The organism is Streptomyces sp. NPDC029122 (assembly GCF_055569445.1).
In genome coordinates this window covers 46,385-72,114 of record NZ_JBVHWK010000027.1, presented here as the reverse complement: position 1 = coordinate 72,114, position 25,730 = coordinate 46,385, and the positions used below count along the sequence as shown (strand labels likewise).

22 protein-coding genes are annotated in these 25,730 nt (G+C 75.2%); 14 read left to right on the top strand and 8 right to left on the bottom strand.

All coding sequences use genetic code 11. The features are described 5' to 3' along the window. The first annotated feature begins 6 nt into the window (after window positions 1–6). Window positions 7–2,955, top strand: coding sequence for a type I polyketide synthase (locus ACZ4WZ_RS26780; protein WP_467894135.1), 2,949 nt, complete (start codon window positions 7–9; stop codon window positions 2,953–2,955). Between the two features lie 88 nt (window positions 2,956–3,043). On the opposite strand, the gene ACZ4WZ_RS26775 is transcribed toward ACZ4WZ_RS26780, so the two are convergent. Both ACZ4WZ_RS26775 and ACZ4WZ_RS26770 read right to left on the bottom strand, forming a co-directional pair. Then, on the bottom strand, window positions 3,044–5,032 hold the full coding sequence (locus tag ACZ4WZ_RS26775; RefSeq protein ID WP_467894133.1) for an alpha/beta hydrolase family protein: 1,989 nt from the start codon (window positions 5,030–5,032) through the stop codon (window positions 3,044–3,046). Window positions 5,033–5,073: 41 nt separating this feature from the next. Next, window positions 5,074–5,970 (bottom strand): TauD/TfdA dioxygenase family protein, encoded by an 897-nt coding sequence (locus ACZ4WZ_RS26770; RefSeq protein ID WP_467894131.1) that lies wholly within the window; start codon window positions 5,968–5,970, stop codon window positions 5,074–5,076. Between the two features lie 179 nt (window positions 5,971–6,149). On the opposite strand from ACZ4WZ_RS26770, the gene ACZ4WZ_RS26765 reads away from it, so the two are divergent. From ACZ4WZ_RS26765 to ACZ4WZ_RS26735, 7 genes are all read left to right on the top strand, one after another. Continuing rightward, window positions 6,150–8,150, top strand: a complete 2,001-nt coding sequence (locus ACZ4WZ_RS26765; protein WP_467894129.1) for a non-ribosomal peptide synthetase — start codon at window positions 6,150–6,152, stop codon at window positions 8,148–8,150. After that, on the top strand, window positions 8,147–8,929 hold the full coding sequence (locus ACZ4WZ_RS26760; RefSeq protein WP_467894128.1) for a thioesterase II family protein: 783 nt from the start codon (window positions 8,147–8,149) through the stop codon (window positions 8,927–8,929). Before ACZ4WZ_RS26765 ends, ACZ4WZ_RS26760 begins: the two co-directional genes overlap by 4 nt. A 77-nt stretch (window positions 8,930–9,006) precedes the next feature. Continuing rightward, a complete protein-coding gene (locus ACZ4WZ_RS26755; RefSeq protein WP_467894126.1) occupies window positions 9,007–9,999 on the top strand; it encodes a cupin domain-containing protein in 993 nt (330 codons plus the stop codon). Next, the gene (locus ACZ4WZ_RS26750; protein ID WP_467894124.1) at window positions 9,996–11,306 is read left to right on the top strand and encodes an MDR family MFS transporter; all 1,311 of its coding nucleotides are present in this window, start codon (window positions 9,996–9,998) and stop codon (window positions 11,304–11,306) included. Before ACZ4WZ_RS26755 ends, ACZ4WZ_RS26750 begins: the two co-directional genes overlap by 4 nt. Continuing rightward, window positions 11,303–11,458, top strand: coding sequence for a hypothetical protein (locus tag ACZ4WZ_RS26745; RefSeq protein WP_467894122.1), 156 nt, complete (start codon window positions 11,303–11,305; stop codon window positions 11,456–11,458). Before ACZ4WZ_RS26750 ends, ACZ4WZ_RS26745 begins: the two co-directional genes overlap by 4 nt. Window positions 11,459–11,462: 4 nt before the next feature. Next, window positions 11,463–12,845, top strand: coding sequence for a YcaO-like family protein (locus ACZ4WZ_RS26740; RefSeq protein ID WP_467894120.1), 1,383 nt, complete (start codon window positions 11,463–11,465; stop codon window positions 12,843–12,845). A gap of 91 nt (window positions 12,846–12,936) precedes the next feature. Continuing rightward, a complete protein-coding gene (locus ACZ4WZ_RS26735; RefSeq protein ID WP_467894118.1) occupies window positions 12,937–13,812 on the top strand; it encodes an NmrA family NAD(P)-binding protein in 876 nt (291 codons plus the stop codon). 102 nt (window positions 13,813–13,914) lie between these two features. Here ACZ4WZ_RS26735 and ACZ4WZ_RS26730 read toward each other — a convergent pair whose 3' ends face one another. Then, window positions 13,915–15,069: an oxygenase MpaB family protein gene (locus ACZ4WZ_RS26730; RefSeq protein ID WP_467894117.1), complete on the bottom strand. Its 1,155-nt coding sequence runs from the start codon at window positions 15,067–15,069 to the stop codon at window positions 13,915–13,917. 279 nt (window positions 15,070–15,348) lie between these two features. Here ACZ4WZ_RS26730 and ACZ4WZ_RS26725 point away from each other — a divergent pair, with 279 nt between their 5' ends. Beyond that, window positions 15,349–15,855, top strand: a complete 507-nt coding sequence (locus tag ACZ4WZ_RS26725) for a RidA family protein (protein ID WP_388946076.1) — start codon at window positions 15,349–15,351, stop codon at window positions 15,853–15,855. Between the two features lie 263 nt (window positions 15,856–16,118). Then, complete coding sequence (locus tag ACZ4WZ_RS26720; protein WP_467894116.1) at window positions 16,119–16,754, top strand: class I SAM-dependent methyltransferase; 636 nt, start codon at window positions 16,119–16,121, stop codon at window positions 16,752–16,754. Window positions 16,755–16,857: 103 nt separating this feature from the next. On the opposite strand, the gene ACZ4WZ_RS26715 is transcribed toward ACZ4WZ_RS26720, so the two are convergent. Beyond that, on the bottom strand, window positions 16,858–17,757 hold the full coding sequence (locus ACZ4WZ_RS26715; protein WP_467894114.1) for a LysR family transcriptional regulator: 900 nt from the start codon (window positions 17,755–17,757) through the stop codon (window positions 16,858–16,860). Between the two features lie 173 nt (window positions 17,758–17,930). Here ACZ4WZ_RS26715 and ACZ4WZ_RS26710 point away from each other — a divergent pair, with 173 nt between their 5' ends. Next, on the top strand, window positions 17,931–18,497 hold the full coding sequence (locus tag ACZ4WZ_RS26710; protein ID WP_467894112.1) for a DUF6817 domain-containing protein: 567 nt from the start codon (window positions 17,931–17,933) through the stop codon (window positions 18,495–18,497). Window positions 18,498–18,551: 54 nt separating this feature from the next. Here ACZ4WZ_RS26710 and ACZ4WZ_RS26705 read toward each other — a convergent pair whose 3' ends face one another. Both ACZ4WZ_RS26705 and ACZ4WZ_RS26700 read right to left on the bottom strand, forming a co-directional pair. After that, window positions 18,552–19,871: an LCP family protein gene (locus ACZ4WZ_RS26705; protein WP_467894111.1), complete on the bottom strand. Its 1,320-nt coding sequence runs from the start codon at window positions 19,869–19,871 to the stop codon at window positions 18,552–18,554. A gap of 83 nt (window positions 19,872–19,954) precedes the next feature. After that, window positions 19,955–21,508 carry a N,N-dimethylformamidase beta subunit family domain-containing protein gene (locus ACZ4WZ_RS26700; RefSeq protein WP_467894110.1) on the bottom strand — a complete coding sequence of 518 codons (1,554 nt, stop codon included), beginning with the start codon at window positions 21,506–21,508 and terminating at the stop codon, window positions 19,955–19,957. 134 nt (window positions 21,509–21,642) lie between these two features. Between ACZ4WZ_RS26700 and melC1 the strand changes: the two genes are divergently transcribed. Beyond that, the gene (gene melC1, locus ACZ4WZ_RS26695; RefSeq protein WP_467894109.1) at window positions 21,643–22,068 is read left to right on the top strand and encodes an apotyrosinase chaperone MelC1; all 426 of its coding nucleotides are present in this window, start codon (window positions 21,643–21,645) and stop codon (window positions 22,066–22,068) included. Beyond that, window positions 22,065–22,889 carry a tyrosinase MelC2 gene (gene melC2, locus ACZ4WZ_RS26690; RefSeq protein ID WP_467894108.1) on the top strand — a complete coding sequence of 275 codons (825 nt, stop codon included), beginning with the start codon at window positions 22,065–22,067 and terminating at the stop codon, window positions 22,887–22,889. Before melC1 ends, melC2 begins: the two co-directional genes overlap by 4 nt. Window positions 22,890–23,027: 138 nt before the next feature. Here the strand turns inward: melC2 and ACZ4WZ_RS26685 are convergent, their stop codons facing one another. Next, window positions 23,028–24,527 carry an MFS transporter gene (locus tag ACZ4WZ_RS26685; protein ID WP_467894106.1) on the bottom strand — a complete coding sequence of 500 codons (1,500 nt, stop codon included), beginning with the start codon at window positions 24,525–24,527 and terminating at the stop codon, window positions 23,028–23,030. A gap of 141 nt (window positions 24,528–24,668) precedes the next feature. Between ACZ4WZ_RS26685 and ACZ4WZ_RS26680 the strand changes: the two genes are divergently transcribed. Then, on the top strand, window positions 24,669–25,451 hold the full coding sequence (locus tag ACZ4WZ_RS26680) for an aminotransferase class IV (protein ID WP_467894105.1): 783 nt from the start codon (window positions 24,669–24,671) through the stop codon (window positions 25,449–25,451). Here the strand turns inward: ACZ4WZ_RS26680 and ACZ4WZ_RS26675 are convergent. Next, on the bottom strand, window positions 25,400–25,729 hold the full coding sequence (locus ACZ4WZ_RS26675) for a chorismate mutase (protein WP_467894104.1): 330 nt from the start codon (window positions 25,727–25,729) through the stop codon (window positions 25,400–25,402). The genes ACZ4WZ_RS26680 and ACZ4WZ_RS26675 overlap by 52 nt on opposite strands. Window position 25,730: the final 1 nt, after the last annotated feature.

Below are 25,730 nucleotides of genomic sequence, written 5' to 3'. Positions count from 1 at the left end.
GGATGCATGACGCGCGACCGTTCCCTCGACATAGCCGTGACCGGGCTGTCCGGCCGGTTCCCGGGCTCCGCCGATCTGGCCGGGTGGTGGGAGGCCCTCCTGGAGGGGCGGGTCCTCACCACCCGGTACGACAAGCAGAGGCTGCGGGAGGCCGGGGTGCCGCGGAGCCTGGTGGACGATCCCGCGTTCGTGCCGGTGCACGGGCACCTCGCCGACGCCGACCGCTTCGAGAACGCCCTGTTCCGGATCAGCCCGCGCGAGGCCGAGATGATGGACCCGCAGCACCGGATGATGCTCGAGTGCGCGTGGGCGGCCCTGGAGGACGCCGGGACCGGCCCGCTCGACACCACGCTCACCACCGGCGTGTACGCCTCCGCCAGCGGCAGCGGCTACCTGCGCGCGATGCTGGCCGGCGGCGGTCTGGACCCCATGACCCTCGAGGACGCCGTCCACGGCAACGAGCCGGACTTCATGGCGAGCCTCATCTCCTACAAGCTCAACCTCACCGGGCCCGCGATCGCCGTCCAGACCGCCTGCTCCTCCTCCCTGGTCGCCCTCCACACGGCCGTCCAGGCGCTGCTGAACGCGGAGTGCGACCAGGCCCTGGTCGTGGGCGCCGGCGTGGCCTACCCCCAGGCCGGGCACCTCCACGTGCCCGGCGGCATCCACAGCGCGGCGGGGGCCTGCCGGCCGTTCGACGAACACGCCGACGGCGTGGTGGCGGGCTCCGGGGTGGCGTGCGTCGTACTGCGGCGCCTGGAGGACGCGCTCGCGGAGGGGGTGGAGCCGTACGGCGTCGTCCTCGGCACGGCCGTCAACAACGACGGTTCGGCGAAGGCCGGTTACTACGCCCCCTCCGCCGGCGGCCAGGAGGCCGTCATCCGGGCCGCCCTGGAGGCCGCGGACGTCGACGGCGCGAGCATCGGCTACCTGGAGACGCACGGGACCGGCACCCGGGTCGGCGACCCCATCGAGTGGTCCGCCGCCTCGGCGGCCCTGCGCGCCGCGGGCGCCGCCCCGGGCCAGGTCGCCGTGGGGGCGCTCAAGGCGAACACCGGCCACCTCGACAACGCCGCCGGACTCGCCGGACTGATCAAGGCCCTGTTCGTGGTGCGCGAGGGCGTGGTCCCGCCGGTCGCCGGATTCAGCCGGCTCAACCCCCTGCTGGACACCGCGGACTCGCCGCTGTACGTACCCGCCGCCGCCGCGCCGTGGTCCGGCCCCGAGCCCCGGAGGGCCGGCGTCAGCTCCTTCGGCGTGGGCGGCACCAACGCGCACGCCGTCGTGGAGGCGCCGCCGGCCCCCGCGCCCCGCTCCGAGGACCGGGACCGGCCGCGGGCCGGGTACCTCGCGCTGCTCTCCGCCGCGGACGGCGAGGCCCTCGGGCGCTCCGCCGACCGCCTCGGCCGCCACCTGGCCGCGCACGCCCCGGCGCCGGCCGACGTCACCCGTACCCTCGCCACCGGCCGGACCGCGCTGCCCGAACGCCTCGCCGTCGTGGGCCGGGACACCGCCGGCCTCGCCGAACGCCTCGCCGCCGGCACCGGGGTGGTGCGCGGCCGTGTCCCCGAGGCCGGCCCGGCCCCCCTCGTCCTCGCCTTCCCCGGCCAGGGGTCCCAGCGCCCGGGCATGGCGGTGCCGTTCGCCGAGGCCCTGCCCGGTTTCGCCGAGGCCCTCGCCGAGTGCCTCGGCGCCTTCGGGCCCGGCCTGGCCTCCGAGGTCGACCGTGCCGTGCACGACCCCGCGTTCCCCGAGGAGGAGCTCGCCCGGACCCGGCTGGCCCAGCCCGCGCTCTTCGCGGTCGAGTACGCGGTCGCCGCGGCCCTGCGCGGTCTCGGCCTGGTCCCGCGGGCCGTGATCGGGCACAGCCTCGGCGAGGTCGCGGCGGCCTGTGCGGCGAGCGTACTGGAACTGCCCGACGCGGCCCGGTTCGTGGCCCTGCGCGGGCGCGCCATGCAGGACTGCCCGGAGGGCGCCATGCTGGCCCTCGGCTGCGGCGAGGACGCCGCCCGCGAGCTGCTGGCCTCCTGCGGCCTGCCCCTGGAGCTCGCGGCGGTCAACTCCCCGGAGGGCAGCGTGGTGGCGGGTGCCCCCGGGGCCGTCGCGGAGTTCGAGGCCCGGCTCGCCGGGCGCGTCGTCACGCACCGGCTGCGCACCACGCGGGCCTTCCACTCGGCGCTCGTCGAGCCGGCCGTCCCGCTGCTCGCCGCGGAGCTGTCCGGGACCGCCGTGCACCCGCCGGTGATCCCGTGGGCCGCCAACGACGGCCGGCTCCTGCTGCCGGGTACCGAGGTCGCCGCGGACTCCTTCGCCGCCGCCGCGCGCAACCCCGTCCGGTTCGCCCGGGCCCTCGGCGCCCTCGCCCGGCACCTGCCCGGCGCACTGGTCGTGGAGGCCGGTCCGGGCCGTACGCTGTCGGCCCTGGCGGAGGCGGCGGACCTGACCGCCGTCCCGCTCGCCGCCGCCCGCGCCGCCCGCGCCGAGGACGTGCTCACCGCGCTGGGCGCCCTCTGGACCGTGGGCCAGCCGCTCGCGGCCGGCCGGCTCTGCGACGGGGGCCGCCCCGTACGCCTGCCCGGCTACGCCTTCGCGGGGCCGCGCCGGACCGCGCCCGAGGCCGCGCCGCCCTCGGAGGCCCCCCGCCGCATCGCGGGCGCCCCCGGGCCGGCGGCCCCGGAGCCCGGCACCGGCGAGCGGTCCCCTGACCCCCTCGACGTGCCCGCGCTGGTCGCCGGGGTCTGGGCGGAGCTGCTGGGCCATCAGGAGATCGCCCCGGACGCCGACTTCTTCGCCCTGGGCGGCGACTCCCTGCTCGTCACCCGCCTCGCGCGCAGGCTCGGTGCGCGGCTGGGCGTCCGGGTCCCGATCCGCGAACTGCTCCTCGCCCGTACGCTCGGCCGCCAGACGGAGGTGGTCGCCGCCCTCGCCGCCCAGGCCGCGGCCGCGGCCGGCTGACCGTACGCGAACGCCCGGTACACGGAAAGCCGCCCCCGGATGTCCGGGGGCGGCTTTCCGTGTACCGGGCCGGGCGGCCGGCGGGTGCTCAGCCCGGGTGCCCCGCCGAGAGCTCGGTGCGGGGGATGCCCGGGGCCTCGAAGCCGAACACCTGCCCGTAGGCGGAGAGCTCGGCGTGCAGGCAGTCGATGACGGTCCGCGCCATGCGGAAGCCGTGCTGCTCGTCCTTGAACGCGAGGTACGCGTGCGGCACCCCGTTCTCCCGCATCCGTTCCAGGAACCGCTCGGCCTGGACCGGTGGGCACACGGCGTCGTCGAGCCCCTGGAGCAGCACGAACGGCGCGCGCACCCGGTCGGCGCGCCGCAGCGGCGACACCCGCGCGTAGCGTGCGGCGGCCCGCGGCCACGGGCCGATGAGGCTTTCGAGGTAGCGGGACTCGAAGTCGTGCGTGCCCTGCGCGCGCCACTCCTCCGGGTCCAGGAGCGGGAAGTAGATCCCGGCGACCCGGTACAGCTCCGGTTCGGCGGCCAGCGAGGCGGCGGCGGTCCAGCCGCCCGCGCTGCCGCCGCGGATGCCGATGCGCCCGGGGTCGGCCTTCCCCTGTGCGACCAGGCCGCGGATCGCGGTGGCGCAGTCGCGTACGTCGACCACGCCCCAGGCCTCCCGCAGCCGTTCGCGGTAGGCGCGCCCGAAGCCGGTGGACCCGCCGTACTGGACGTCCACCACGCCGACGCCGCGGCTGGTGAAGAAGGCGGTGGAGAGGTCCGCCACCAGCTGGCTGCGGGTGGTGGGACCGCCGTGCGCCTGGACCACGTACGGGGGCAGCTCGCCCTCCGGGGCGGTGAAGCCGGGGTTGTGCGGCGGATACACGTACGCGTGCACCTCCTCGCCCTCCGGGCCGCGGAACACCGCGTGGTAGCCCGGGGGCAGGTGGTCCTCGTACGAGGTGTCCGCCGGGCGCAGCACCTCCGGCGCCCCGCCGTCCGGTCCGATCAGCAGCAGCTCGCCCCGGTTGCGCGGGCCGGCGGCCGAGGCGGCCACGCGGCGGCCGTCGGTGGCCAGCACGGCCCATTCGGTGAGCTCCTCGCGGGCGTCCAGGTCCCGTAGCGAGCCGTCGGCCTCCAGGAGCGCGAGCCGCCGTGCGCCCACCCCGTGCGTGACGAACATCCGGCCGCCGCCGACCGGGAGGAACCACTGCGCTCCGATGCGCCACAGCGCCTCGCCGAACTCCTCCTCCCGTGCGCACAGGGGGCGTACGGAGCCGTCGAGGGACAGCTCGTGGAGGTTCCACCAGCCGGTGCCGTCGCTGAGCGCGTACAGGACGCCGGGCCGGTCCGGGGCCCACTCCGCCTGGCTGACGGCGATGCCGGGCCCGCCCGCCAGGACGCGGGCGGGGCCCAGGGTGCCGTCCGGGCCGACCGGCGCGCACATCAGCTCCGTACCGTCCCAGGGCATCCTCGGGTGGTCCCAGCCGAGCCAGCACGCGTACCGGCCGTCCGGGGAGACCTTGGGGCCGGTCATCAGGTGGTGGCTCGCGGCCAGGACCCGTACGGCCGCCGGGTCCGCGGCCGCGGCGCCGTCCAGCGGCAGGGCGACCAGGTCCCGGCGGACCTCGGCGCGGTCCGGGGTGAGGGCCGTCTCGCGCAGGCACCAGACCTCGTCCCCGACGCGGGAGAAGTCGGCGTAGTGCGCCCCGCCGGGCAGCGCGGGCTCCGGGCTGATCGGCTCCGGACGGCCGCCGGGCACCGCCCGGTACACCCGCTGGTCGTCCCAGTGGGTGAAGACGAACCCGGCGGCGGGCTCCGCGCCCAGGGGCAGCCACGGCCGCCCTCCGTATTCGATGACCCGGGTGCGGACGTTCCACCCGGGGTCCAGCACGTCGGCGACCGAGCCGTCGGGCGCGCGCCGCACCAGTGCCACGCGTCCCGATTCGCCGGGGCGCCACTCGGTCCACCAGACCTCTTCGCCGATGAACGCGGCCCACTCGACCTTCTTCTGTCCGGCGGCGGCCGCGTCCGCGCCGATCGGTGAGGTCCAGGTTCCGTAGGGGGACGTGCGCACCTGTGTCTCCGTCATGTCCGGGATCGTGGTCTTCGTGTCCGGGTGGCGCCGGCCGCTCAGTCCCGGCCCGTGCTGTAGGCGGAGGTGTCACCGCGCAGGGCCACGCTGGGCCGGCCGTCCACGCCGACGGGGGTGGGGGCCACGACGGTGACGCGCTCGCCGCGGCGGTACTGGTTGCCGTAGTCGTAGATGGCGTAGTGCGCCGTCGACTGGTTGTCCCAGATGGCGATGTCGCCGACCTTCCACTGCCAGCGCACGGTGTGCTCCGGCTTGGTGAGGTACTCCTGCATGACCCTGATCAGGTCGCGGGAGGCCTGCGGGGGGTAGCCCACCACCCTGCGGGCGAACCCGCCGAGCAGGAGGGAGCGTTCGCCCGTCTCGGGGTGGACCCGGACCGCGGGGTGTTCCGCCTCGTAGGGGGTGGAGATGTAGGCCCCGCGCTCGATGACGGTGTCGTCGGTGAAGTCGCAGTCGTTGCTGTGGACGATCCGCAGCTGGTCGGCGAACTGGCGCAGTTCCGCCGGCATGGAGGCGTACGCGGTCGCGGCGTTGGCCCACACGGTGTCCCCGCCCACCGGGGGGATGACCTTGCTGTGCAGGAACGCGAAGGCCGGCGGGCGCTCGATGAAGGTGAGGTCCGTGTGCCAGTGGTTGGCGCGGGTGCCCTGCTTGGAGTCCATCTCCCTCAGGTTCGGGCGGCCTTCGGGGGCGTCGTAGATCGGGTGCCCGAGCGTCAGCTTGCCGAAGCGCGAGGCGAAGGCGGTCTGCGCGGCGTAGTCCAGGTCCTGATCGCGCAGGAACACCACCTTGTACTGGAGCAGGGCCGCGCGGATGGAGGCGATCGTCCCGTCGCTCAGCGCGCCGCCCGCGTCCACGCCGCCGATCACGGCGCCGATGTTCCCGGTCAGCGGAGTGACCGTCACACCGGCCGGTGCCTGAAGGGTTTCAGTCATGGCTCTTGCCCTTCCCATGGTGATTCCGGTTCACCGGGCGTCCCGGCTCACCGAGTTGACTTTCCAGATCTGGCAAGAGGTTGCCATAATTGTGACTCGCCTGGCAATGTTGTTGGCATGAAGCTCCTGAAGACGCGGACCGGCCCTGCGCCGTCTGGACGAGCAATGGAGGACTCCTGATGGCCACGCCGACCCTGACCGCTCCTTCCGGGCCCCCGGCCGGCGCGCCCCGCCCCGCGGGAGAGGGCGAGCCCCTCCCCGCCGGCCCCCGGCCGCCGGTGCACGAACTCGTGGCGGGGTTCGCCCGCACCCGCCCCGCCCGTACCGCCGTCAGCTGTGGCGCGAGCAGCATCGCGTACGGGGACCTCGACGCCTGGGCCGGCCGCCTCGCGGCCGCGCTCACCGAGGCGGGCGTCCGCCGCGGCGGACGGGTCGGCGTGCTCGTCGAACCGTCCCTCGCGATGGTCGCCGCCGTGCTCGGCGTGATGCGCTGCGGAGCCGCGTACGTACCCGTGGACGCCTCGAACCCCGACGCCCGCCTGACCGCCGTCCTGACGGACGCCCAGGTCGACGCCGTGCTCGTCACCGACGCCACCCGCCCCCGCCTCACCGGGCTCGACGTACCCCTGGTCGACGCCGGCTCCACCGCTCGGGAACCGGCGGGCGGCCCCGCGAGCGGCGCGGCCCGCGGCCGCGAGCCGGAGTCGCCCGGCGTTCCGGTGGCGGCCCACGACGCCGCCTACCTCATCTACACCTCGGGCAGCACCGGCGAGCCCAAGGGCGTCGTCGTCGAACACGGACAGCTGGCGGCCTCCACCCTGGCCCGCCGCACGGTCTACCCCGGCCGGCCCGTCTTCCTCCTCGTCTCACCGCTGGCCTTCGACTCGTCGGTGGCCGGGCTCTGGGGCACCCTCACGGCAGGCGGCCACCTGGTGGTCGCCACCCCGGACGAAGTGCGCGACCCGGAGCGGCTGGTCGCCCTCGTCGAGCGCCACCGGGTCACCCGGCTGCTGTGCGTGCCCTCCCTCTACAGCGTCCTCCTGGACGCCGCGCGCTCCCTCGGCGGCGAGCGCCTGAGCTCCCTCGAGACCGTCATCGTCGCGGGCGAGGCGCTGCCGCCCGAACTCGTCGACCGCCATTTCGCCCTGCGCACCGCCCCCACCGCGCTGGTCAACGAGTACGGGCCCACCGAGGCGACCGTCTGGGCCACCTACCGGCGCTTCGACGCCCCGGGCCCCGTCTCCATCGGCCGGCCGGTCCCCGGCGCCCTGCTCCACCTGCTCGACGACGAACTGCGCCCGGTGCCGCCCGGCACCGAGGGCGAGCTGTTCATCGGCGGCGCCGGGGTGTCCCGCGGCTACCACGGCCGGCCGGAGGCCACCGCCCGTGCCTTCCTCGACGACCCCTTCGCGGACGCGCCAGGAGCCCGGATGTACCGTACGGGCGACCGCGCCCGCTGGAACGCCGACGGCACCCTCGCCTTCCTCGGCCGCCGCGACCACCAGGTCAAGATCCGCGGCCACCGCGTGGAACTCCCGATGATCGAGGCGCAGTTGGCCGCCCTGCCCGGCGTACGGGAGGCGGTCGCCGTCCCGGACGCCGCCGGCACCTCCCTGACCGCCTTCGTCCTCGCCCCGTCCGGGCCGGTACCGGCCCCCGAGGCCCTGCGCGAACGGCTCGCCGCCCGGCTGCCGGCCGTCATGGTCCCCGCCCGGATCGTCCGCCTCGACGCGTTCCCCCGTACCGTCAACGGCAAAGCGGACCGGGCGGCCCTGCGGGCCCTGGCCGACGAGCCGCGGCCCGTCGCCGCCGACGGCGCCGGCGCCGTCGGCGCGCCGGGGTCCGGGGGCGACCTGACCGCACAGGTCGGCGCCGCCTGGGCCGAGATCCTGAAGACCCCCCACGTGCCGCTGGACGTCAACTTCTTCGACCTCGGCGGCCACTCCCTCGCGATGTTCCAGCTCCGTGAGGCCCTGGAACGCCATACCGGCAAACGGCCCCCGGTCGTCGCCCTGTTCAAGCACACCACCGTCGCCGCGCAGGTCGCGATGCTGCGCGACGGCGACGGTGCCACCGAAGGCGCCGACGGCACCGTCTCGGCCGAACGCCGCGCCGCCGCGCGCCGCGCCCGTGCCCTGCGCGCCCGCCGGCAGGACCCGGCACAGGAGACCTCCCAGTGACCACCGACCTCACCGCCCCGTACGACGCGACCGCCGGCACCGCCCTGTGGCTGCACCGCACCGCACCCGTCGCCGACCCGGTCGCCCGTCTGATCTGCTTCCCCCACGCCGGGGGATCCGCGTCCTTCTTCCGCGACTGGGGCCACCAGATCCCCGGGGTCGAGGTGTACGCGGTCCGCTACCCCGGCCGCGCCGAGCGCCTCGCCGAGCCGGTGGCGGCCGACCTGCGCGAACTCGCCCGCGCGGTCGCCGACGCCGTGGCGCCCCTGGCCGACCGCCCCCTGGCCCTGTTCGGGCACAGCATGGGCGCGCCGATCGCCCTGGAGACCGCCGCGGCGCTGGAGGCCCGGGGGATCGACCCCGTCCACCTGTTCGCGTCGGGCTCCCGCGACGCCCCGTACCCGTCCGCCGAGGAGTGGGCCGACCCGGACGCGGACGACGACCCGGCCGTCATCGAGCGGCTCCTCACCCTCGGCGGGACGGATCCCGAACTGGCCGCCGACCCCGAGTTCCAGGAGCTGGTCCTGCCGTACGTACGGGCGGACGCGCAGATGTTCCACTCCTACGCCCCCGGCTCGGGTGCCGCACCGAGCGTGCGGTGCCCGGTCACCACCCTCACCGGGGACGCCGACGCGGACGCGGACCGCCGGCCCTGGAGCGAGCTGACCACGGGCGGCGTCCGTGAACGGGCCGTGCCGGGCGACCACTTCTACCTGGTGGCCGCGCCTCCCCTCGCCCTGATCCGGGACACGCTGGCGCCCGTCCCGACGGCCGGCTGACCCGCCGCACGCCCCCTCACCCACCCGTCACCTACCGCTCACCCACCCGTCCCCCACCGAGCAGACCCGGAGCAGCTGTGGACATCCTCCAGGCGGACGCACCCGGCCGCGCCCCCGCCGGCGGGCTCGCCGGCCTGCTGTACCCGCTCGCCGAGCCGGAGTTCCTCCGCCACCGGCTGGGGTCCGAACCCGTCCTGATCCGGGGGCGGGAGGGCCGCTTCCGCGGCCTCTTCGGCTGGCCCGAGCTCAACGAGGTCCTCGCGGCCGCCCGTACCGACTCCTCCCGCGTCCACCTGGTGCGGTCCGCCGACGGGGTGCCCCTCGCCTCCTGCGCCGAGCCCGTCCCGCAGCTGTCGCCGCGCGGGCGCCCCTCGCGGCTGCGCCCGGAGCGGCTGTACGAGACGCTCCGCGCGGGCAGCACCCTCGTCATCGACGGCATCGAGGAACTCCACGCCCCGCTGCGGGCCCTGGTCACCGCGGTGGAGGGCACCCTGCGCTCCCTCGTGCAGGCCAACCTGTACGTGAACCTGGGCGGGGCCGAGCAGGGGTTCCACACGCACTGGGACGACCACGACGTGTTCGTCCTCCAGGCCGAGGGCGCCAAGCACTGGGACGTCCACCCGCCGACCGAGGACCACCCCGTCGGGGTCCTCAGCGCCCCGGCCCCGCCGGCCCCGGACGCCGCCACCTGGTCCGGGGAACTGACCGACGGCGACGTGCTGTACCTGCCGCGCGGCTGGTGGCACACCGTCAAGGCGGTCGAGGGCCGCCCCTCGCTCCACCTGACCCTCGGCACCCGGCTGCCCTCGGCCGGGGACCTGCTGCGGCGGCTCCTCGTCCACCTGGCGCGCACCCGCTCCCGCGTACGCCAGGACCTGCCGAGGTTCACCACCGCGGACGACGCGCGGGACTGGTACGAGGGCCTGCGCGAGGTCCTGGTGGCCGCCGCCCGCGAGCCCGGTCTGCTGGAGGAGCTGGCCGGGCAGGCCGACGGCGGCGCCCCGGTCCGGCCGCGGTTCGGCTTCCCGTACGGCGGGCCCGCCGCCGGCGACCCGGCCGGCAGCCGGTGACCCGCCCGCGGGGGGCACGGCTGAGGGCCCCGGCGGCCGTACGCGGCCTGCCGACGGCGTTCTGGTGGATCTGGCTGAGCGTCCTGGTGAACTGGATCGGCGGCTTCGCCGGTCCCATGCTGGCCCTGTCGCTCACCGCCGGGCACGGCTACTCGGCTTCGTACGCGGGGCTCGTGATGTCCCTCGTCGGCCTCGGCGGGATCGCGGGCACGTTCCTCGGCGGAGCGCTCGCCGACCGGATCGGGCGGCGCACGACCATGTTCGCCGCCCACCTCTGGACGGCGGTGAGCATGGCCCTGCTCGGCGTGAGCACCGCGCCGTGGGCGGTGGCCGCGTCCGCCCTGGCCATGGGGCTCGGCGCGACCGCGGTCCGGCCGGCGATGCAGGCCTCGCTCACGGACCTGGTCCGGCCCGAGGACCGCCAGCGGGCCTTCGCCCTGAACTACTGGGCGCTGAACGCGGGCGGTGCGATCGCGGCGGTGCTGGCCGGCCTGATGGTCGCGCACGGCTACGCCCTGGTCTTCCTGGCCGACGGCGCCGCGACGCTGCTGTGCGGGATCCTGGTGCTGGCGAAGGTCCCCGAGACCCGGCCCGGCCCGGCCGGGCGGCGGCCGGCGCCCGCGGCGGGGGCGGAGGCCGTGCCCGTGCACCGCGACGGCTCCTTCATGCTCTTCGTCCTGATGACCGCCCTGTTCGCCGTGGTCTTCAAGCAGGGGACCTCCACCCTGCCCGTCGTCATGACCCGCGAGGGGCACTCGCCCGAGATGTTCAGCCTGGTCAGCGCCGTGAACGGGCTGATGGTCGTCGCCCTGCAGATCCCCCTGACCCGGCTGGTGAGCGGCCGCTCCCGTCCGGGGGTGCTGCTCGCCGCCTGCCTGCTCCTCGGCTGGGGGTTCGGCCTGACGGTGTTCGCGGACGGCGTCGCGGCCTTCGCGTGCACCGTCCTCGTCTGGACGCTGGGCGAAATCCTCCAGGCGCCCGCCGGGATCGCCGTCACCGCCGGCCGCGCCCCCGCCGAGAGCCGCGGCCGGTACCAGGGGATGTACGGGGGCGCCTGGTCGGCCGCCGCGTTCCTGGCCCCCGCGGCCGGCGGCTGGGTCCTCGACCAGTGGGGTGCCACCACGCTGTGGACCCTGTGCGCGGTCCTCGCCACCACCGCCGGCGCCGGCTGCGCGCTGGTCACCGCCCGCGAAGACTTCCGTACGGGCTCCGCGAGCCCCGTACGGGACGGCAGCGGCACCCCGCCGCTCCCGACCGCCTCCTCCGGAACCGGAAGAGGACACGCAACCGAAGGGAACGCGTCATGAACCTCGTGGACCTCGTGGACGAGCAGTTCGTCGTCGACAACTGCGTCGCCGCCTACGTCGGCGCCGAGGAGTTCGTCGTCAACAACTGCGTGGCGGCGTACGTCGACGCCGAGCAGTTCATCGTCGACAACTGCGTCGCCGCGTACGTGTGAGCCGATGACAGCCACCCGTACCGCGGAGCCCGGCCCGGACAGCGACCGCTGTCCGGCGCCGGGCGCCGGCCCGCACCCGTCCGTCATCTCCCGTACGCGGGTCCTCACCGGCCCCGCCGGTACCCCGCCCGCCCTCCACCTGGCCGTGTGCGACCTCACCGACCCCGGCCCCGGCAGGCCGTGGCAGGCCGACCGGCAGGCGTTCGGCACCTCCTGGGACGGCCCCGGACGGGCCCGCCGCTCCGCCGAGGGGGAAGCGGTCGAGCGGTTCTGCGGCTCCGTACCGCCCGCCCCGGAGCGGGTCCGGTACGCGAGCCACGACGAGCTGTCCCGCCGGGGCGTCCCCGCGCTGGACCCCCGCCGGCTCGTCCTGTACTCGCCCCGCCAGTACGCGACCCCCGGCTTCCCGTTCCGCCCCTTCCTGCGGGACTCCCCGGCCCACTGGGTCGAGGGCCGCTACGCCGATCGCGACGAGCCCGTCCACGTACCGGCCTTCCTCGTGTACACGCCCTGGCGGCGGATGCCGCACCAGGGGCCGGAACCGCTGTACGCCTTCCCCGCCCTGGGCGGCACCGCCGCCGGCCCCACCCCCGAGGACGCGCTGCGCGCCGGGCTGGAGGAGGTGGTCGAACGTGACGCGGCCGCCGTGTGGTGGGCCCATGCCCGGCCGCTGCCGGCCCTGGAGCCGACGGCGTACCTGCGCGGCCTGACCAGCGGCGCCGCCCGTGACTTCGACGTCCGGCTGACGCACATCGACAACGAGTTCGGGGCGCCGGTGCTCGCCGCCGGCGTGCGCAGCCGCGCGGAGGGCTGGCTGACGTACGGGTTCGCCGTGCGCCCCGACCCGGTCGAGGCCGCGGCCAAGGCCCTGGCCGAGGCGTACACCCTGCAGCTGACCTGCCGCACCCTGGACGACCCCGCGGCCACCGTCCGGACCCCGGGCCGGCCCTCCCCGCTCAAACCCTGGCGGGCCGACCGCCGCTACCTCGACTCCTACCGCGAGGACGCGTCGGACGTCGTGGAGCAGCTGTGCCAGCAGCAGCTCTACCTGGACCGGAGGGCGGCCGACCGGGTCGCGCCGTGGACCTGGGACCTCCCGGCCGGCCGCTGGAGCGACGTACCGCGCGTCGGCGCGGGCGGCGGCCTGGCCGACCGGGTCCGTGCGCGGGGGTACGAGGTCATCACCGTGGACATCACCGCGCCGGAGGCCGCCGCCGGGGGCCTGCACGCGGTGCGCGTCATCGTCCCGGGCACGGTCGGCGCCGCCCCGGCCGCCTACCCCGCCCTCGGCGCCGGCCGCCTGCGACGGGCCGGCACCCGCCTGGGCTGGACGCCGTCCGGCCTCCCCGGGACCGGCCTCAACACCTTCCCCATGCCGCATTCCTGAACGGCGCCCCGAATGATGCGGGCGGCCCGGGGTACGCCGTCGGGAGTGCGGGGGTGTGCGGGGCAGGGGGTCTGAGGAGGAGGACGGCTCGATGGGCATCGTGGTGACCACACCGACCGGACACGTGGGATCGCGCGTGGTGCGGTTGCTGCTCCAGGCGGGCGTCCGCCCCCGCGTCCTGGTCCGCGACCCCGCCCGCCTGGACGAGGAGACCCGCGGGCGGGTCGACGTGTGCCCGGGCGACCTCACGGACCCCGGGTTCGTCCGGAAGGCGGTGGCGGGGGCGCGTTCCGTCTTCTGGGTGGATCCCACCCCGCACACGGCGGCGGACCCGATCGGGACCTCGCTGGCGACCGCGGCGCCGTTGGCGCGGGCGGTCCGGGCCGGTGACGTGGGGCGGGTCGTGCTGCTCAGCAGCGTCGGGGCGGAGAAGCGGCACGGCGTCGGGCACATCGACGGGCTGGCCGGGATCGAGGCGGAACTCGACGCCGCCGGAGCCGACGTGCTGCACCTGCGGTGCGCGTACTTCTTCACCAACCTGCTGCTCGACCTCGAGGGGCTTTCCCGCGGCGTGCTGAGCACCGCGTTCGACCCGGGACGGCCGATGCCGTGGGTGGATCCGCGTGACGTCGGGGACGTGGTCGCGGCCCGGCTGCTGAACGACTCGTGGCGGGGCCGGGTGGTACAGGCCGTCCACGGGCCCGAGGACCTCACCTTCCACCAGGTCGCGCGGATCCTGACCGCCGCGCTCGGGCGCACCGTCCGGGTGGACCGGGTCGGCGACGACGCGGTGCGGGACGCCCTGCGCGCGGCCGGGCTGCCCGACTCGGCGGTGGAGGGCATCGTCGGGATGGCGGCCGGCTCACGGGACCTGGTGCCGGAGCAGCCCCGTGACCTGCTGACCACCACGCCCACCCGGCTCGCCGGCTGGGCCCACGCCGAACTGCGCCCGCTGCTGCACGGGTGATGCCCCTCCCGGCCTCCGGGAGGCCCTCGGAGCCTTCCTCCTCGCCGGGGACGAAGGGGTGTCCGTCCCCGGTTCGGAGCCTGCGCCGTCGACCGGGGCGGGTCAGCGGTTGTCGCCGAGTTCCTGGTGCATCTGGGGCTGGTCGTCCTGGCCCTGGGTGAGCGCGGCCTTCTCCATGTCGCGGAACGCGGTCGAGGCGAGGCCGAGGACGTCCTTGTAGGGGTTGACCCCGGTGGCCTTCTCCGCGCCGCCGCCCAAGAGGCCGCCGCCGATCCCGCTGACGGCCTTGTGCCCGGCGGCGAGGGGCTTGCCCGCGGCGGACAGCAGGCCCTTGGGCAGGCCGGCCATGTCGGCGTACTTGTCGCCGAGGGCGGTGCGGACCATGGCGAGGAACGCGTCGTGGGAGGGGCCGGGCAGGAACTTCTTGTAGTACTCGGTGGCCTGCTTGGTCATGAAGACCCCGTCGTCGGTCTTCATCCACTCCTTGTCGCGCTCGGAGGTCCACAGCCGGTGCACCTCCTCGGCGTCCTTCGGCAGCACCCACTTCTCGGGGGTGCCGAGGTAGTGGTTGACGTAGTGCCACGCGCACATGAAGCCGTGGGCGTCGTCCTTGGAGACGTCGAGGCCCAGGTTCCGCATGGCCTCCAGGACCTGGACGGAGAAGACGCAGGCGGCGCCGGTGGTGTACTTCTGCGAGACCGGCTCACCCCACTTGCCGTAGTCCCACTGGCCGCTCTTCTTGTGCAGCTGGCGCACCGAGGCGTGCACGAGGCGGACCTTGGTGACGTTGGCCTTCAGCGTGCCGTCGGTGAGCGCGTTCTTCTTGTCCATGTCGACGAACAGGCGTGAGGACTGCGACAGTCGCCGGCCCGGGCCCTCGACCCCGCCGAGGCGGCCGGTGGAGCGCAGGGTGAACGCACCGGTCGGGGAGAGGTACGTACCGATCAGGCCGACCGTGCCCTGGAGCATGGCCACCTCGCCGCGGTGGCGGTCGAAGAACTTCTCCGCGGCCTTGACGTCCGCGTCGCTCCAGCCCGGCGGGTCGGCCTCCGCGCTCTTGAGGAACGCGCCCAGCTTCGGGGGGAGATGGGAGTGGTCCTGACCGGGCTTGAGGGTCGCGATCGTACGGAACAGGGCGTTGACCCCGTCGATCTCCTTCTTGTCGATCAGCTCGGAGACCAGTTCGTCGGCCTCCGGATCACCCACCTTGCTCGCGGCCTCGAGCTCCTGGGCAACGTCCTGGGCGGTCAATGGCACGGCGCGTCCTTCCTCTGGCACTGGCACGGATCCGCTCGCGCGGCCGGCACCGCGGGAGGACCCCCGGCGGCGGCCGGGCCGGCGAGCACTGACATGCTCCCGGCCCCCCGCCGCCCGCTCCCGCGCGCCCCGGAAACGGATCGTTTCCCCCTCACCCGAACGGCGCCGTCGGTGACCGCCGGCGTCCCGGGTGTCCCGGTTCGACTCCCCTTCGAGGGGTCCTCGTTCGCGGACTGGCAGCTTCGGAGCTCCAGCACCGGGGACGAAAGGACAAGGGGAATGACCAAGTCGAGGCGCAGGTTCGGTATCGCCGCTGTGGTGGCCGCGTTGGTGGCCGGCATCACCGTTGTGGGGCCGCAGGGAGCGAGTGCGCAGGACACGGCGCGCCGCGGCTGGGACCACTTCGGGTTCGGGGTGTCGTGGGAGGAGACCTACGGCTACTCGCAGGCCATCAAGGCCGGGGACACGGTCTACATCTCGGGTCAGCTGTCGCACGACGCGGCCGGGAACCTGGTGGGCGTCGGCGACTTCGAGAAGCAGGTCCGCACGTCGTTCGAGAACATGGACAAGGTCCTCGCGCACTACAAGATCCCGCGCAGCCAGATCGTCAGCATGAAGATCTACACCAAGGACCTGCGCCAGAACTTCGACACGGCCGCGAAGCTGCACAAGGAGTACGTCGGCAAGCACCGCACGACCGACACCATCATCGGGGTCAGCGACCTGGCGTTCCCCGAGCAGCTGGTGGAGATCGAGGCCGTCGCTCTGGTGAAGCCGCGCTCCTGACCCCCGGGCGGGCCGCGCGGTGACCGCCGCGCGGCCGCTCGGCGCGTCGCGCGGTGACCGCCGCGGCGACGCCCGATGACCCGCCGACGTCGGGCCGTCCCCGCTCGCGGCCCGGCACGGGCGTCACCGGATCCGGTCCGGCCGCGGCCGGCACAGCGCGCGACGCCAAGGGCCCGGGCACTCGTTGCCCGGGCCCTTCCGCGTGCCCGGCCGGCCCGGACCACGCACCGCCGTGCCCGTACGGGGGTGTTAGCTTGTCTCCCATGGCGGAACACCAGGACGAGACCCGGGCGGCCTACGACGGGGTCGTCGATCTGTACGCGTCCTTGTTCGCCGACCGGTTGGAGACGCGGCCGTTCACGCGGGCCATGGTGACCACCTTCGCCGGGCTGGTGCGCGGGACGGGGAACCCGCGGACGGCCGATGTGGGGTGCGGGCCCGGACATCTGACGGCCGTACTGCACGACCTGGGGCTGGACGCCTTCGGCCTGGACCTCTCCCCGGGCATGGTCGGCCACGCCCGGCGGGCCCATCCCGCGCTGCGGTTCGACGAGGCGCGGATGGAGGCGCTGCCGGTCGGGGACGGCGTGCTCGGCGGTGTGCTGGCGCACTACTCGATGATCCACACCCCGCCGGGGGAACTGCCCGCGCTGCTCGCGGAGCAGAAGCGCGTCCTGATGCCGGGGGGACTGCTCCTCGTCTCGTTCTTCGGGACCGGGGGACCGGAGCCGGTCCGATTCGACCACAAGGTGGCTCCCGCCTACGGCTGGCCGGTGGACCGGTTCGCCGAGCTGCTGGCCGGGGCCGGGCTGGTCACGTTCGCCCGGCTGCTCCACGACCCCGCCTCCGAGCGGGGTTTCCTCGACGCCCACCTGATGGCCCGCCTCCCCGAGGGGTGAGCGCCCGGCGGGTGACACCTCGCCGTCCTGCGGCTGGACGGTACGGTCTCCGGCGGCGGCTCCGTTGATCGCCGCAGCTGATGGTGCGTGAGCTCCCTGGTGTTCACCGCCGGACGTGGCTGACGGTCCGCTCGCCCACCGCGTCGGCGAAGGTGCGGGCCAGCGGGGCGAGGGCCTCCCAGCGGCGGACCGCCCAGCCGACCGCGAGGGGCGGCAGGGCGGGTACGGGAACCAGGCGCAGGGGGCCTTCGGGTGCGGCGCGCAGGCCGGGGACGAGCGGTACGACCGTGTGGCCCAGGCCGAGTTCGGCCAGCAGGAGCGCGGTGTCCCAGTCCGCGACGCTGGTGTCGGAGCCGACCCGGACGCCCAGTTCGGTGAAGGCCGCGTCCAGACGGGCGCCGGAGAGGGAGTTCGGGGGCAGCCGGACGAGGCGGAGGTCCGTGAGGTCGGCGGCGTCGATGGTCCGGCGGGCGGCGAGCGGGTCGCCGGCGCGGACGGCGAGCACCCAGGGCAGGTCGGCCACCGGGCGCTGCTCGATGCCGGGCACCGGGGGGCCGATGGTGACCCAGGCCAGGTCCAGGGTGCCGGCCAGGAGGGCTTCGAAGCAGCGGCGGCTGGAGGTCTCGGTGCGGAACTCCAGGCTGGTGCGCGGGTGGTGGCGGCGGAAGTCGACGATGGCCTCGGCCATGAAGTGGCGGACGGTCGCCCCGCCGGTGCCGACGCGTACGGATCCGCCCTCGCCGTTCGCCAGGTCGCCGAGGCGGCGCAGCGCCTGGTCCAGGCCGGTGATCCCGTCGGCGGCGGCCTCGTAGAGGATCCGGCCGGCGGGGGTGGGCGCCACTCCGCGGGGCCGGCGTTCGAGCAGGGTCGTCGCCGTTTCGCGTTCGAGGCGCTTCACGTGCTGGCTGACCGCCGACTGGGTGCGCCCCAGTTCGCGTGCGACAGCGCTGAGGCTGCCCGCGCGGCATACGGCGATGAAGACGCGGAGATCGTCCAAGGTCATGAACCCCAAGGTATTGCTTGGGTGTTGGCAAGGAAACCCCAGGATTGACTGGATGCCCGGCAGGGCGGACGATTCCGGTGGGCCCGGACCCAGGCGGCAACCCTGTCCGGTGGCCACGGCCGGGTCCGGAACCGGCGTGGGCGCCGGACGGGTGCCGACCACGGGAGGGTCGCATGACCGCTGTGCCGTCCGCCGACGAGCGGGCCCTGGAGTTGCTGCGGCGGTGCGGGGCGCAGGGGGTTCCCCATCCGGGCGGCGACCTGGCGGCCCACCTGCTGCGGGTACGGGAGCGGCTCGCCTCGTGGGGGGCGCGGCCGGCGCTCCGGCTCGCCGGGCTGTGCCACGCCGTGTACGGGACCGACGGCTTTCCCGAGGCGCTGCTGCCGCTGGAGCGCCGTCCGGAGGTGGTGGCGGCGATCGGAGCCGAGGCCGAGGGTGTGGTGTACCTGTACGCCGCGTGCGACCGGGGGGCGACCTACCCGGGCCTGGGGCGGGCCGGTGCCGTGTTCACCGACCGGTTCGACGGCGGGCGGAGCCTGGTGCCGGGGGAACGGGCTCGGCGTGACTTCGCCGAGCTGACGGCGGCCAACGAGCTGGACCTCGCGGCGGAGGACTCCGCCTTCCGGGCCGCGTACGGGCCGGACCTGCTGGTGCTGCTCGGCCGTGTCCGGCACCTGCTCGGTCCCGGTGCGCGGGAGGACTGCCGGGCCTTGGCGCGGGACCTCGGGGTGCGGTGGTGAGGGGCCGCCGTGCGCGGCCGGCCCCTCGGTGTTCCCGGGCGGCGCGGGCCGGGTTCAGCCCGTGGGCCGGGCGGGGTGGGGGGTCGTGGCGGGGCAGCGCAGGGTGTCCGCGGTGACCGGGGCGCCGTCCGCCTTGTTGCGGTCGTAGGTCACCGTCCGGACCTGGACCGGGGTGGTGCCGACGGTGACGTCGAAGGTCTGGTCGTGGTCCGCGGCGGGGTGGAGGCGGGCACCGGGGAGGGCTGCCGCGAGGGTGGCCGCGTCCGCTCCCCGGCCGGGGGCGTACGTGATGACGGGCGGGCCGGAGGGCCGTACGAGGGGTGCGGGCCGGGGGGTGACCTTGAAGCCGCTCCGCGTCAGGGCCGCGGCGGCGGCGGGCTCGTCGACGCGGACCTCGATGCCGGCCGGGTTGGTGTCGGCGGGGGTTTCGGGGACGGGCTGGATGCGGGGGTCGCCGGTGATCGGGCGGTCTTCGGCGAGGGCGTCCCAGAGGGCGGCGGCGCGGGCTTCGTGCCAGACCAGGGTGGATCCGACGCCGGGGACGCGGTGGTCGAAGAGGCGGATGGGGACGGTGGCGAACTCGGTGCGCTCGGCGCGGAGCCGGCCGAGGGCCCAGCCGATGCGGACGAGGTCGCGCAGGTCCGTCCGGTCGTCGGTGCGTACGGTCTTCAGCAGGGTGCGGGCGGTACGGGCCGTGCTGAGGGGGCCGGCGAGGGCGCCTTCGGCGGTGAGGCGGGCCAGCAGGTCGTTGACGGTGCGCTGCTGGCGGCGGACGCGGCCGAGGTCTCCGGGCCGGTTGGTGATCTTCCGGGCGCGGACGTAGCGCAGGGCCTGGTTGCCGTCGGTGCGGTGGACGCCGGCGGGGATGTCGAGGCCGGAGCCTTCGTCCTGGAGGGGCCGGTCGGTGCAGACGGTCGCGCCGCCGAGGTTGTCGACGGTCTGCTCGAAGCCGGTGAAACCGGTCTCCAGGTAGTGGTCGACGTGGAGGCCGGTGGCCTGTTCGACGGTGCGTACGGCCAGCGGTCCGCCGCCGATCGCGTACGCCCCGTTGATCTTCCCGAAGCGGGGCGGGCCGGGCAGCGGGTACTGGACGTAGGAGTCGCGGGGGATGGAGACGATGCTGGCGCGGCGGCCGTTCGCGGAGAGGTGGACGAGCATCATCACGTCGGTGCAGTCGCAGCCCTTGCCGCCGACGTGCAGCCGGCGCTTCTCGGCGGCGGAGAGGCCCGCGCGGCTGTCGACGCCGACGACGAGGACGTTCGTGCCCCGGTGGCCGGCGTCCGTGCCGTGGTCGGCGGACAGGGCCCGGGAGCCCGAGTGGGCGCCGGCGGCGAGGGTGGCCAGCAGCGTGAGGGCAACGGTGAGTCGACGCAACGCGCATCCCCTGACGTGGTGGTGGTGAGGTGGTGGCGGAAGCCGCGGGAGGACCGTACTGCCGCGGCCGGTGGGGGGTGGGGTTACGCGCCGGGGAGGGTGTCCAGATTGTCCCGGGCGGGTCTGGTCAGGCCGGCCGGGCCGCGGGCGAACGCGCGCAGGACGTTGGCGGTGACGGTGCGGGTGAAGTGCCCGGCGCGGGCGTCCAGGCCGTGGTTGGCCTTGCCGCCCGCGGGCCCGGTCGCGTCGAGGGCCTCGACCCAGCGCATGGTGCCCGTGGCGAAGACGGCCGCCCCGCCCGGCAGGGTGAGGTAGGCGGTGTCCGCGTACGAGGCACGGCCCTTGCGGACGACCGGCGAGCGGGCCAGGACCTCGATGGGGCGGGGGGTGGGGTGGCGCGGGTTCACCCGGTCGTACTCGACGCCCACCAGGTGCGGGAAGCTGTCGCCGGCGCGGGCTCCGGTGCCCTCCAGGAGCCAGTGCCCGGGGTGGGTCACCACGTAGGGGGCGTCGACCGGGTAGCCGTCGTAGATCACGCCGAGCAGCGAACTCTCGGGGTCCGCGGCGGGTGCCCGCCGGAAGTCGTGGGTGGGCGGGGATCCCCGCTGGTAGCCGGGGTCCTGGGCGTAGTCGTCCTTGTAGCAGACGACGACCCGGTCCGGGCCGGCCGGGGAGGCCTCGAGGCGGATCCGCCGGTAGCAGCAGTTCGCGCCGAGCACGGCCAGGTTGGTGCCGGTGTCGCGGGCGAGCGTCACGTGCCGGCGCTGCTCGGGGCTCCAGTACTCGTCGTGGCCCATGGAGACCACCGCGGCCGCTCCGCACAGCAGTTCCGGGTCCCGTGCCACGTCGATGCCGGTCGCGTAGGCGAGGGGCAGGCCGAGCCGTTCGGCGAGGGCGACCACGGGTGCCTCGTAGACGAGGAACTGGCCGGCGCCGTTCCTGTTGGAGTAGGGCCGGTCGAAGGTGACCCGCAGGGACCTCGACGCCTTCTCGCGCGTCCTGCCCTTGTACAGGTCCGCGCCTCCCCAGCGGTTGTAGGCCTGCCAGGTGGCCACGGCGTGCGTCAGTACGGTACGGCCGGCCGTGGCGGCGGAGCGTACGGTGACCGGCACGAACCGCTGGGCCAGCCCGTCGGTGGTGTCCAGGCGCAGCAGGTAGGCGCCCTCCGGCCAGCCGGAGGTGTCCACCAGCGCCGTCCGGCGCCAGGGGGCGCCGGCCGTGCGGGTCTCGGGGTCCGTGGTGGCGGGGGGCTGGCGGACGCCGGGGAGCGGGGCGGAGCGCCACACCAGGCGGGCCCGGGCGCCGCCGTACCAGCCCATCCGGTAGGCGGAGACGGTGTAGGACGCGGAGGTGGTCGACACCCTCAGGCCGAGCGGTTCTCCGGGGCGCAGCGACACCCGCTCGGCGAAGCCCTCGACGGCCCGGGCCGGGCCGGGGCGGGTGATCCGCCAGCCCGGGGAGCCGGGGAGCGCGTTCTCCGCCGTGACGTCCAGGCCGCCGTCCGGGGGTTGCCGGCGTACGGGGCCCTCGGGGCGGGTGGCCGCACGGGCCGGCGGGCCGGGCCGTGCGGTGATCGCGGCGGCGGCCAGGCCCAGGATCAGCCGGCGTCGTCCGGGCCGTCCCTCGCTCTCGTGCACGCCCTCCGTTGTAGTCCACCGGCGGACGCCGGCCCGGCAGACGCGCCCGTCCGGCCAGGGGGCCGGCCGGCCCGGAAAGACCGTGCAGGGGGCACTGATCGACGGGATCCGGCCTTCTGGTACTTCTTCAGGCCATGAAGAAGATCACTCGCCGACAGGCTCTGGGGATAGGTGCCGGGACGGCCGCGGCCCTGGGGCTGGGCGCCTGCTCGTCCTCGCCGGATCCGGCCCCGGCTGCCGGGGCGTCAGGTGCCCCCGGGGCCTCCGGGGCCCCGGGGAAGCCGCTTTCCCTGCCCACCGGCGGCATCGACGAGGTGTACGAGGGGCGCCGCATCCAGATCACGGTGGGCGCCGGCGGCCACCACGGCGTCGCGGTTCCCACCGTCAGGATCGACGGCAAGGAGCTGCACCTGATGGGCAACGCGGACGGCAGCTGGGTCACCGTCGTCAACCACTACGAGAGCTTCCCGGACCCGGTCGCGGCCGCCCGCGCCGCCATCCGTGATCTCCAGGGCGCCGAACTCGCGCCGTTCGTCGCGAAAGAGGCTCCCCGGCTGTGACCGTACGCAAGAACCAGGCCGTGCTGACCCCGGACGAGAAGCGCGCCTTCGTCAACGCGCTGCTGGAGCTGAAGCGGACCGGCGTCTACGACCGGTACGTCAACGCCCACAACTACTACCTGATGAACGACACGGACTTCGGCAACCGGATCGGGCACCGCACGCCGTCCTTCCTGCCCTGGCACCGGCGCTTCCTGCTGGACTTCGAGGCGGCCCTGCAGCGGGTGGACCGCAACGTCGCGCTGCCGTACTGGGACTGGACCGCCGACCGGGCGCCCGACTCCTCCCTGTGGGCGGCCGACTTCATGGGCGGCACCCGGCGGGGCCGGGACGGGCAGGTGCTCGACGGGCCCTTCGCCTCCACGGGCGGGAAGTGGGCCGTGACGGTGGGCGTGGACCGGCGCGACTACCTGCGGCGCGTCCTGGGGTCGGGGGTGCCGCAGCTGCCGACCAGGGCCGAGGTCGACGCGGTGCTCGCCATGCCGGTGTACGACACCGCGCCCTGGAACAGCGCCTCGAGCGGGTTCCGCAACCACCTGGAGGGCTGGCGCGGGGCCAATCTGCACAACCGGGTCCACGTGTGGGTGGGCGGCCACATGGCCTCCGCGGCCTCCCCCAACGACCCGGTGTTCTGGCTGCACCACGCCTTCATCGACAAGCTGTGGGCGGACTGGCAGGCCCGCAACCCGAAGGCCGGCTACCTGCCCGCGACCCGGACGCCGAACGTGATCGACCTGCGGGGCGCGCTGCCCCCGTGGAACAACGTGACCCCGGCCGACATGCTGGACCACCGGCGGTTCTACACCTTCGACAAGCCGTGACACCCCGCGGCCGCCGGCACCGCCGAGCGGCCGCCGGCACCGCCGTGGCGCCTCCCGGCCGCTGAGCCGCGCGGTGCGGGAAGAGGCCCGCGCCCCCCTCGGGGCGCGGGCCTCTTCGTACGGCGTGGCGGGCGCCGGTCAGGCGGCCGCGGGCGCGGACGGGGCGGGCTGGGTGGGCTCGGCCTTCTTGTGGTCCCGCATGACCACGACGGCGAGGACCGCAGCGGCCAGGATGGCGGCGGCGCTGATGGTGAAGGTCGTGGACATCGAGGTGACGAAGGCTTCGCGGGCCGTGCGCACCATGCCCTGGTCCCCGCCGGCGACGGCCAGGGCTCCGGCGATGGAGTGCGTTGCCTCCTCGGGCAGTCCGGCCGGCATCTCGGCGGCGAACCCGGAGGCGAGGAGCGAGCCGAGGATCGCGATGCCGAGGGCGCTGCCCGCCTGCCCGATGGTGTCGTTGAGGGCCGAGCCGACGCCCGCCTTCTCCTCGGGGATGGTGGCCATCAGGGCGCCGACGGCGGCCGGCATGGCCGCGCCCGCGCCGAGGCCGAGCAGGCCGAGGGCGACCGCCGGGACGGTGAAGCCGGAGTCGGGGGAGGCGGTGGTCAGCAGGGCGAAGGAGGCGGCCATCACGATCATGCCGCCCACGATCAGGGGGCGGTTGCCCACCTTGGAGGCGAGGCCGGCGCCCGCTCCGTTGCCGACCAGGGCGGCCACGGCGAGCGGGACGAAGGCGAGGCCCGCCTTGAGGGGCGAGTAGCCGAGGACGAACTGCAGGTACTGCGTCAGGACCAGCAGCAGGCCGCCGTTGCCGATCTGGACGAGGGTCAGGGAGAGCGAACCGCCGCTGAAGTTGCGGTTCTTGAAGAGGAGCAGCGGGACCATCGGGGAGGGGGTGACGTTCTCCCAGATCACGAAGCCGGCGAGGCAGGCCGCGGCGACGGCGAGGGTGAGCGAGGAGCGTCCCTCGAAGGCGCCGTGCTTCGGGATCTCGATGATCCACCAGACCAGGGCGGTCATGCCGACGGCGGAGAGGACGGCGCCCAGCGGGTCGGGCTTCTGCCAGGGCCCCTTGGACTCGGGCATCAGGGTGAGGGCGGCGATCACGGCGAGGACGACGACCGGGACGTTGATGAAGAAGATCGACTGCCAGGAGAAGTGGTCGATCAGGACGCCGCCGAGGACGGGGCTGCCCACGAGGCCGAGCATGGAGACCGAGCCCCAGGCCGCCATCGCCTTGGGCCGCTCGTCCTCCTCGAAGACGGTGATGAGGATGGAGAGGGTGGACGGCATGATGAGCGCGCCGCCGACGCCCATCGCGACGCGTACGGCGATCACCTCGCCCGGGTTGGAGCAGTAGGTCGCGGCCAGGGACGCCGCGCCGAAGAGGACCAGCCCGACCAGCATGACCAGGCGCCGGCCGAAGCGGTCGCCGAGGCTGCCGGAGGTGAGCAGGAGCCCGGCGAAGACCAGGATGTAGGAGTCGAGGATCCACTGGGTGTCCTGCGCGCTCGCGCCGAGGTCCGTGGTCAGGACCGGCACCGCGACGGTCAGGGCCATGGAGTCGACCACCAGGACCAGTGAGCTCAGGCACAGCACGATCAGGATCCACCAGCGGCGGGGGTTCCTGGTTTCCATGGGTCGTTCCCTTTCGTCCTTCGTCGGTGCGTCCCGTTGATGAGGCCCACTCGGCGCGTACACCGTTCCAGCGTTGCGCACACTGTACGCACAATGGGTACGGTGTACGCAAGGGGGCGTGCGGCGCTCTATGCTCCACGCATGGGAACGGGGCCGGCGGGTGCCGGTGGAAGCGGGGAGCGGGTCCTCCTGTACGGCCCGGGAGGGCTCGTCGAGGGCGAGGCGGCCGGGGAGCCGGAGGTGGCCGACTCCTGGCTCGTCGAGGACGGGCGGGTACGGGAACTGCCCGCGCACTGGCGGCGGTTCGGCGCGTCCGTGGCCGAGGCGGGCGGGCCCGGACCGGAGGGTTTCCCGGAGGCCGTCGCCCGGGCGCTGCCCCGGCGGGGGTGCTGGTTCCCCCGGGTGGAGCTGGTGGGCGGACGGCTGCTGCTGCGGCTGCGCGTGGCGCCCGCGCGGACGAACGCGGTACGGCTGTGGACCGGGGGCGAGGATCCGCGGCGCACGCCCCGGCGCAAGGGGCCGGACCTGTACGCGCTGGGGGCGCTGCGGGCGCGGGCCGTCGCGGCGGGCGCCGATGACGCGCTGCTGGTCGGCGACGACGGCGTCGTACGGGAGACGGCCACGGCGAACCTGGTGTGGTGGGACGGGGACGTGCTGTGCGTGGTCGATCCCGCGCTGCCGGTCCTGCCGGGGGTGACGGCGGCGTGGGCGGTGCGGCGCGCCGGCGGGCTGGGGATCCCGGTGCGGCGGTGCCGGGTGCGGCCGGGTGAGCTGAGCGGGCGCGAGGTGTGGGTCGTCAACGCGCTGCACGGGCTGCGGCCGGTGACCGGGTGGGTGGGGGCCGGCGTGGCCGCCGGCCCCTCACCGCGGGTTCAGGAGTGGCGGGCCGCCTGGGCGGCGGCCGCCGAGCCCCTGCCCCGGTAGCGGCACAGGTTCAGCAGGAGGAGGGCCAGCTCGACGCCGGGGCGGCCGAGGCTGTTGCTGTACCGGGCGATGACCCGCGTTTCCCGGGACAGGCGGGTGCCGGGGCCGCCGGCTGCGGTCCGGTCGCGCTGGATCTCGTGGACGAGGGCGGCGCGGTGGGCGATCAGGCCGATGATCTGGTCGTCGAGGGCGTCGATCCGGTGGAGCAGGACCTCCTCGTTGAGCCGGGTGAGGAAGGCCGTTGTCTCCGTGGGGGCGGGCTCTGTGGTGACGGGCATG

Bases quoted from the DNA above. Each gene is read 5' to 3' on its own strand.
- ACZ4WZ_RS26685 (WP_467894106.1), bottom strand. From the start codon at position 24,527: ATGGAAACCAGGAACCCCCGCCGCTGGTGGATCCTGATCGTGCTGTGC.
- ACZ4WZ_RS26740 (WP_467894120.1), top strand. From the start codon at position 11,463: ATGACAGCCACCCGTACCGCGGAGCCCGGCCCGGACAGCGACCGCTGT.
- melC1 (WP_467894109.1), top strand. From the start codon at position 21,643: ATGAAGAAGATCACTCGCCGACAGGCTCTGGGGATAGGTGCCGGGACG.
- ACZ4WZ_RS26745 (WP_467894122.1), top strand. From the start codon at position 11,303: ATGAACCTCGTGGACCTCGTGGACGAGCAGTTCGTCGTCGACAACTGC.
- ACZ4WZ_RS26770 (WP_467894131.1), bottom strand. From the start codon at position 5,970: ATGACTGAAACCCTTCAGGCACCGGCCGGTGTGACGGTCACTCCGCTG.
- ACZ4WZ_RS26735 (WP_467894118.1), top strand. From the start codon at position 12,937: ATGGGCATCGTGGTGACCACACCGACCGGACACGTGGGATCGCGCGTG.
- ACZ4WZ_RS26775 (WP_467894133.1), bottom strand. From the start codon at position 5,032: ATGACGGAGACACAGGTGCGCACGTCCCCCTACGGAACCTGGACCTCA.
- ACZ4WZ_RS26675 (WP_467894104.1), bottom strand. From the start codon at position 25,729: ATGCCCGTCACCACAGAGCCCGCCCCCACGGAGACAACGGCCTTCCTC.
- ACZ4WZ_RS26725 (WP_388946076.1), top strand. From the start codon at position 15,349: ATGACCAAGTCGAGGCGCAGGTTCGGTATCGCCGCTGTGGTGGCCGCG.
- ACZ4WZ_RS26780 (WP_467894135.1), top strand. From the start codon at position 7: ATGACGCGCGACCGTTCCCTCGACATAGCCGTGACCGGGCTGTCCGGC.
- ACZ4WZ_RS26765 (WP_467894129.1), top strand. From the start codon at position 6,150: ATGGCCACGCCGACCCTGACCGCTCCTTCCGGGCCCCCGGCCGGCGCG.
- ACZ4WZ_RS26680 (WP_467894105.1), top strand. From the start codon at position 24,669: ATGGGAACGGGGCCGGCGGGTGCCGGTGGAAGCGGGGAGCGGGTCCTC.
- ACZ4WZ_RS26720 (WP_467894116.1), top strand. From the start codon at position 16,119: ATGGCGGAACACCAGGACGAGACCCGGGCGGCCTACGACGGGGTCGTC.
- ACZ4WZ_RS26710 (WP_467894112.1), top strand. From the start codon at position 17,931: ATGACCGCTGTGCCGTCCGCCGACGAGCGGGCCCTGGAGTTGCTGCGG.
- ACZ4WZ_RS26715 (WP_467894114.1), bottom strand. From the start codon at position 17,757: ATGACCTTGGACGATCTCCGCGTCTTCATCGCCGTATGCCGCGCGGGC.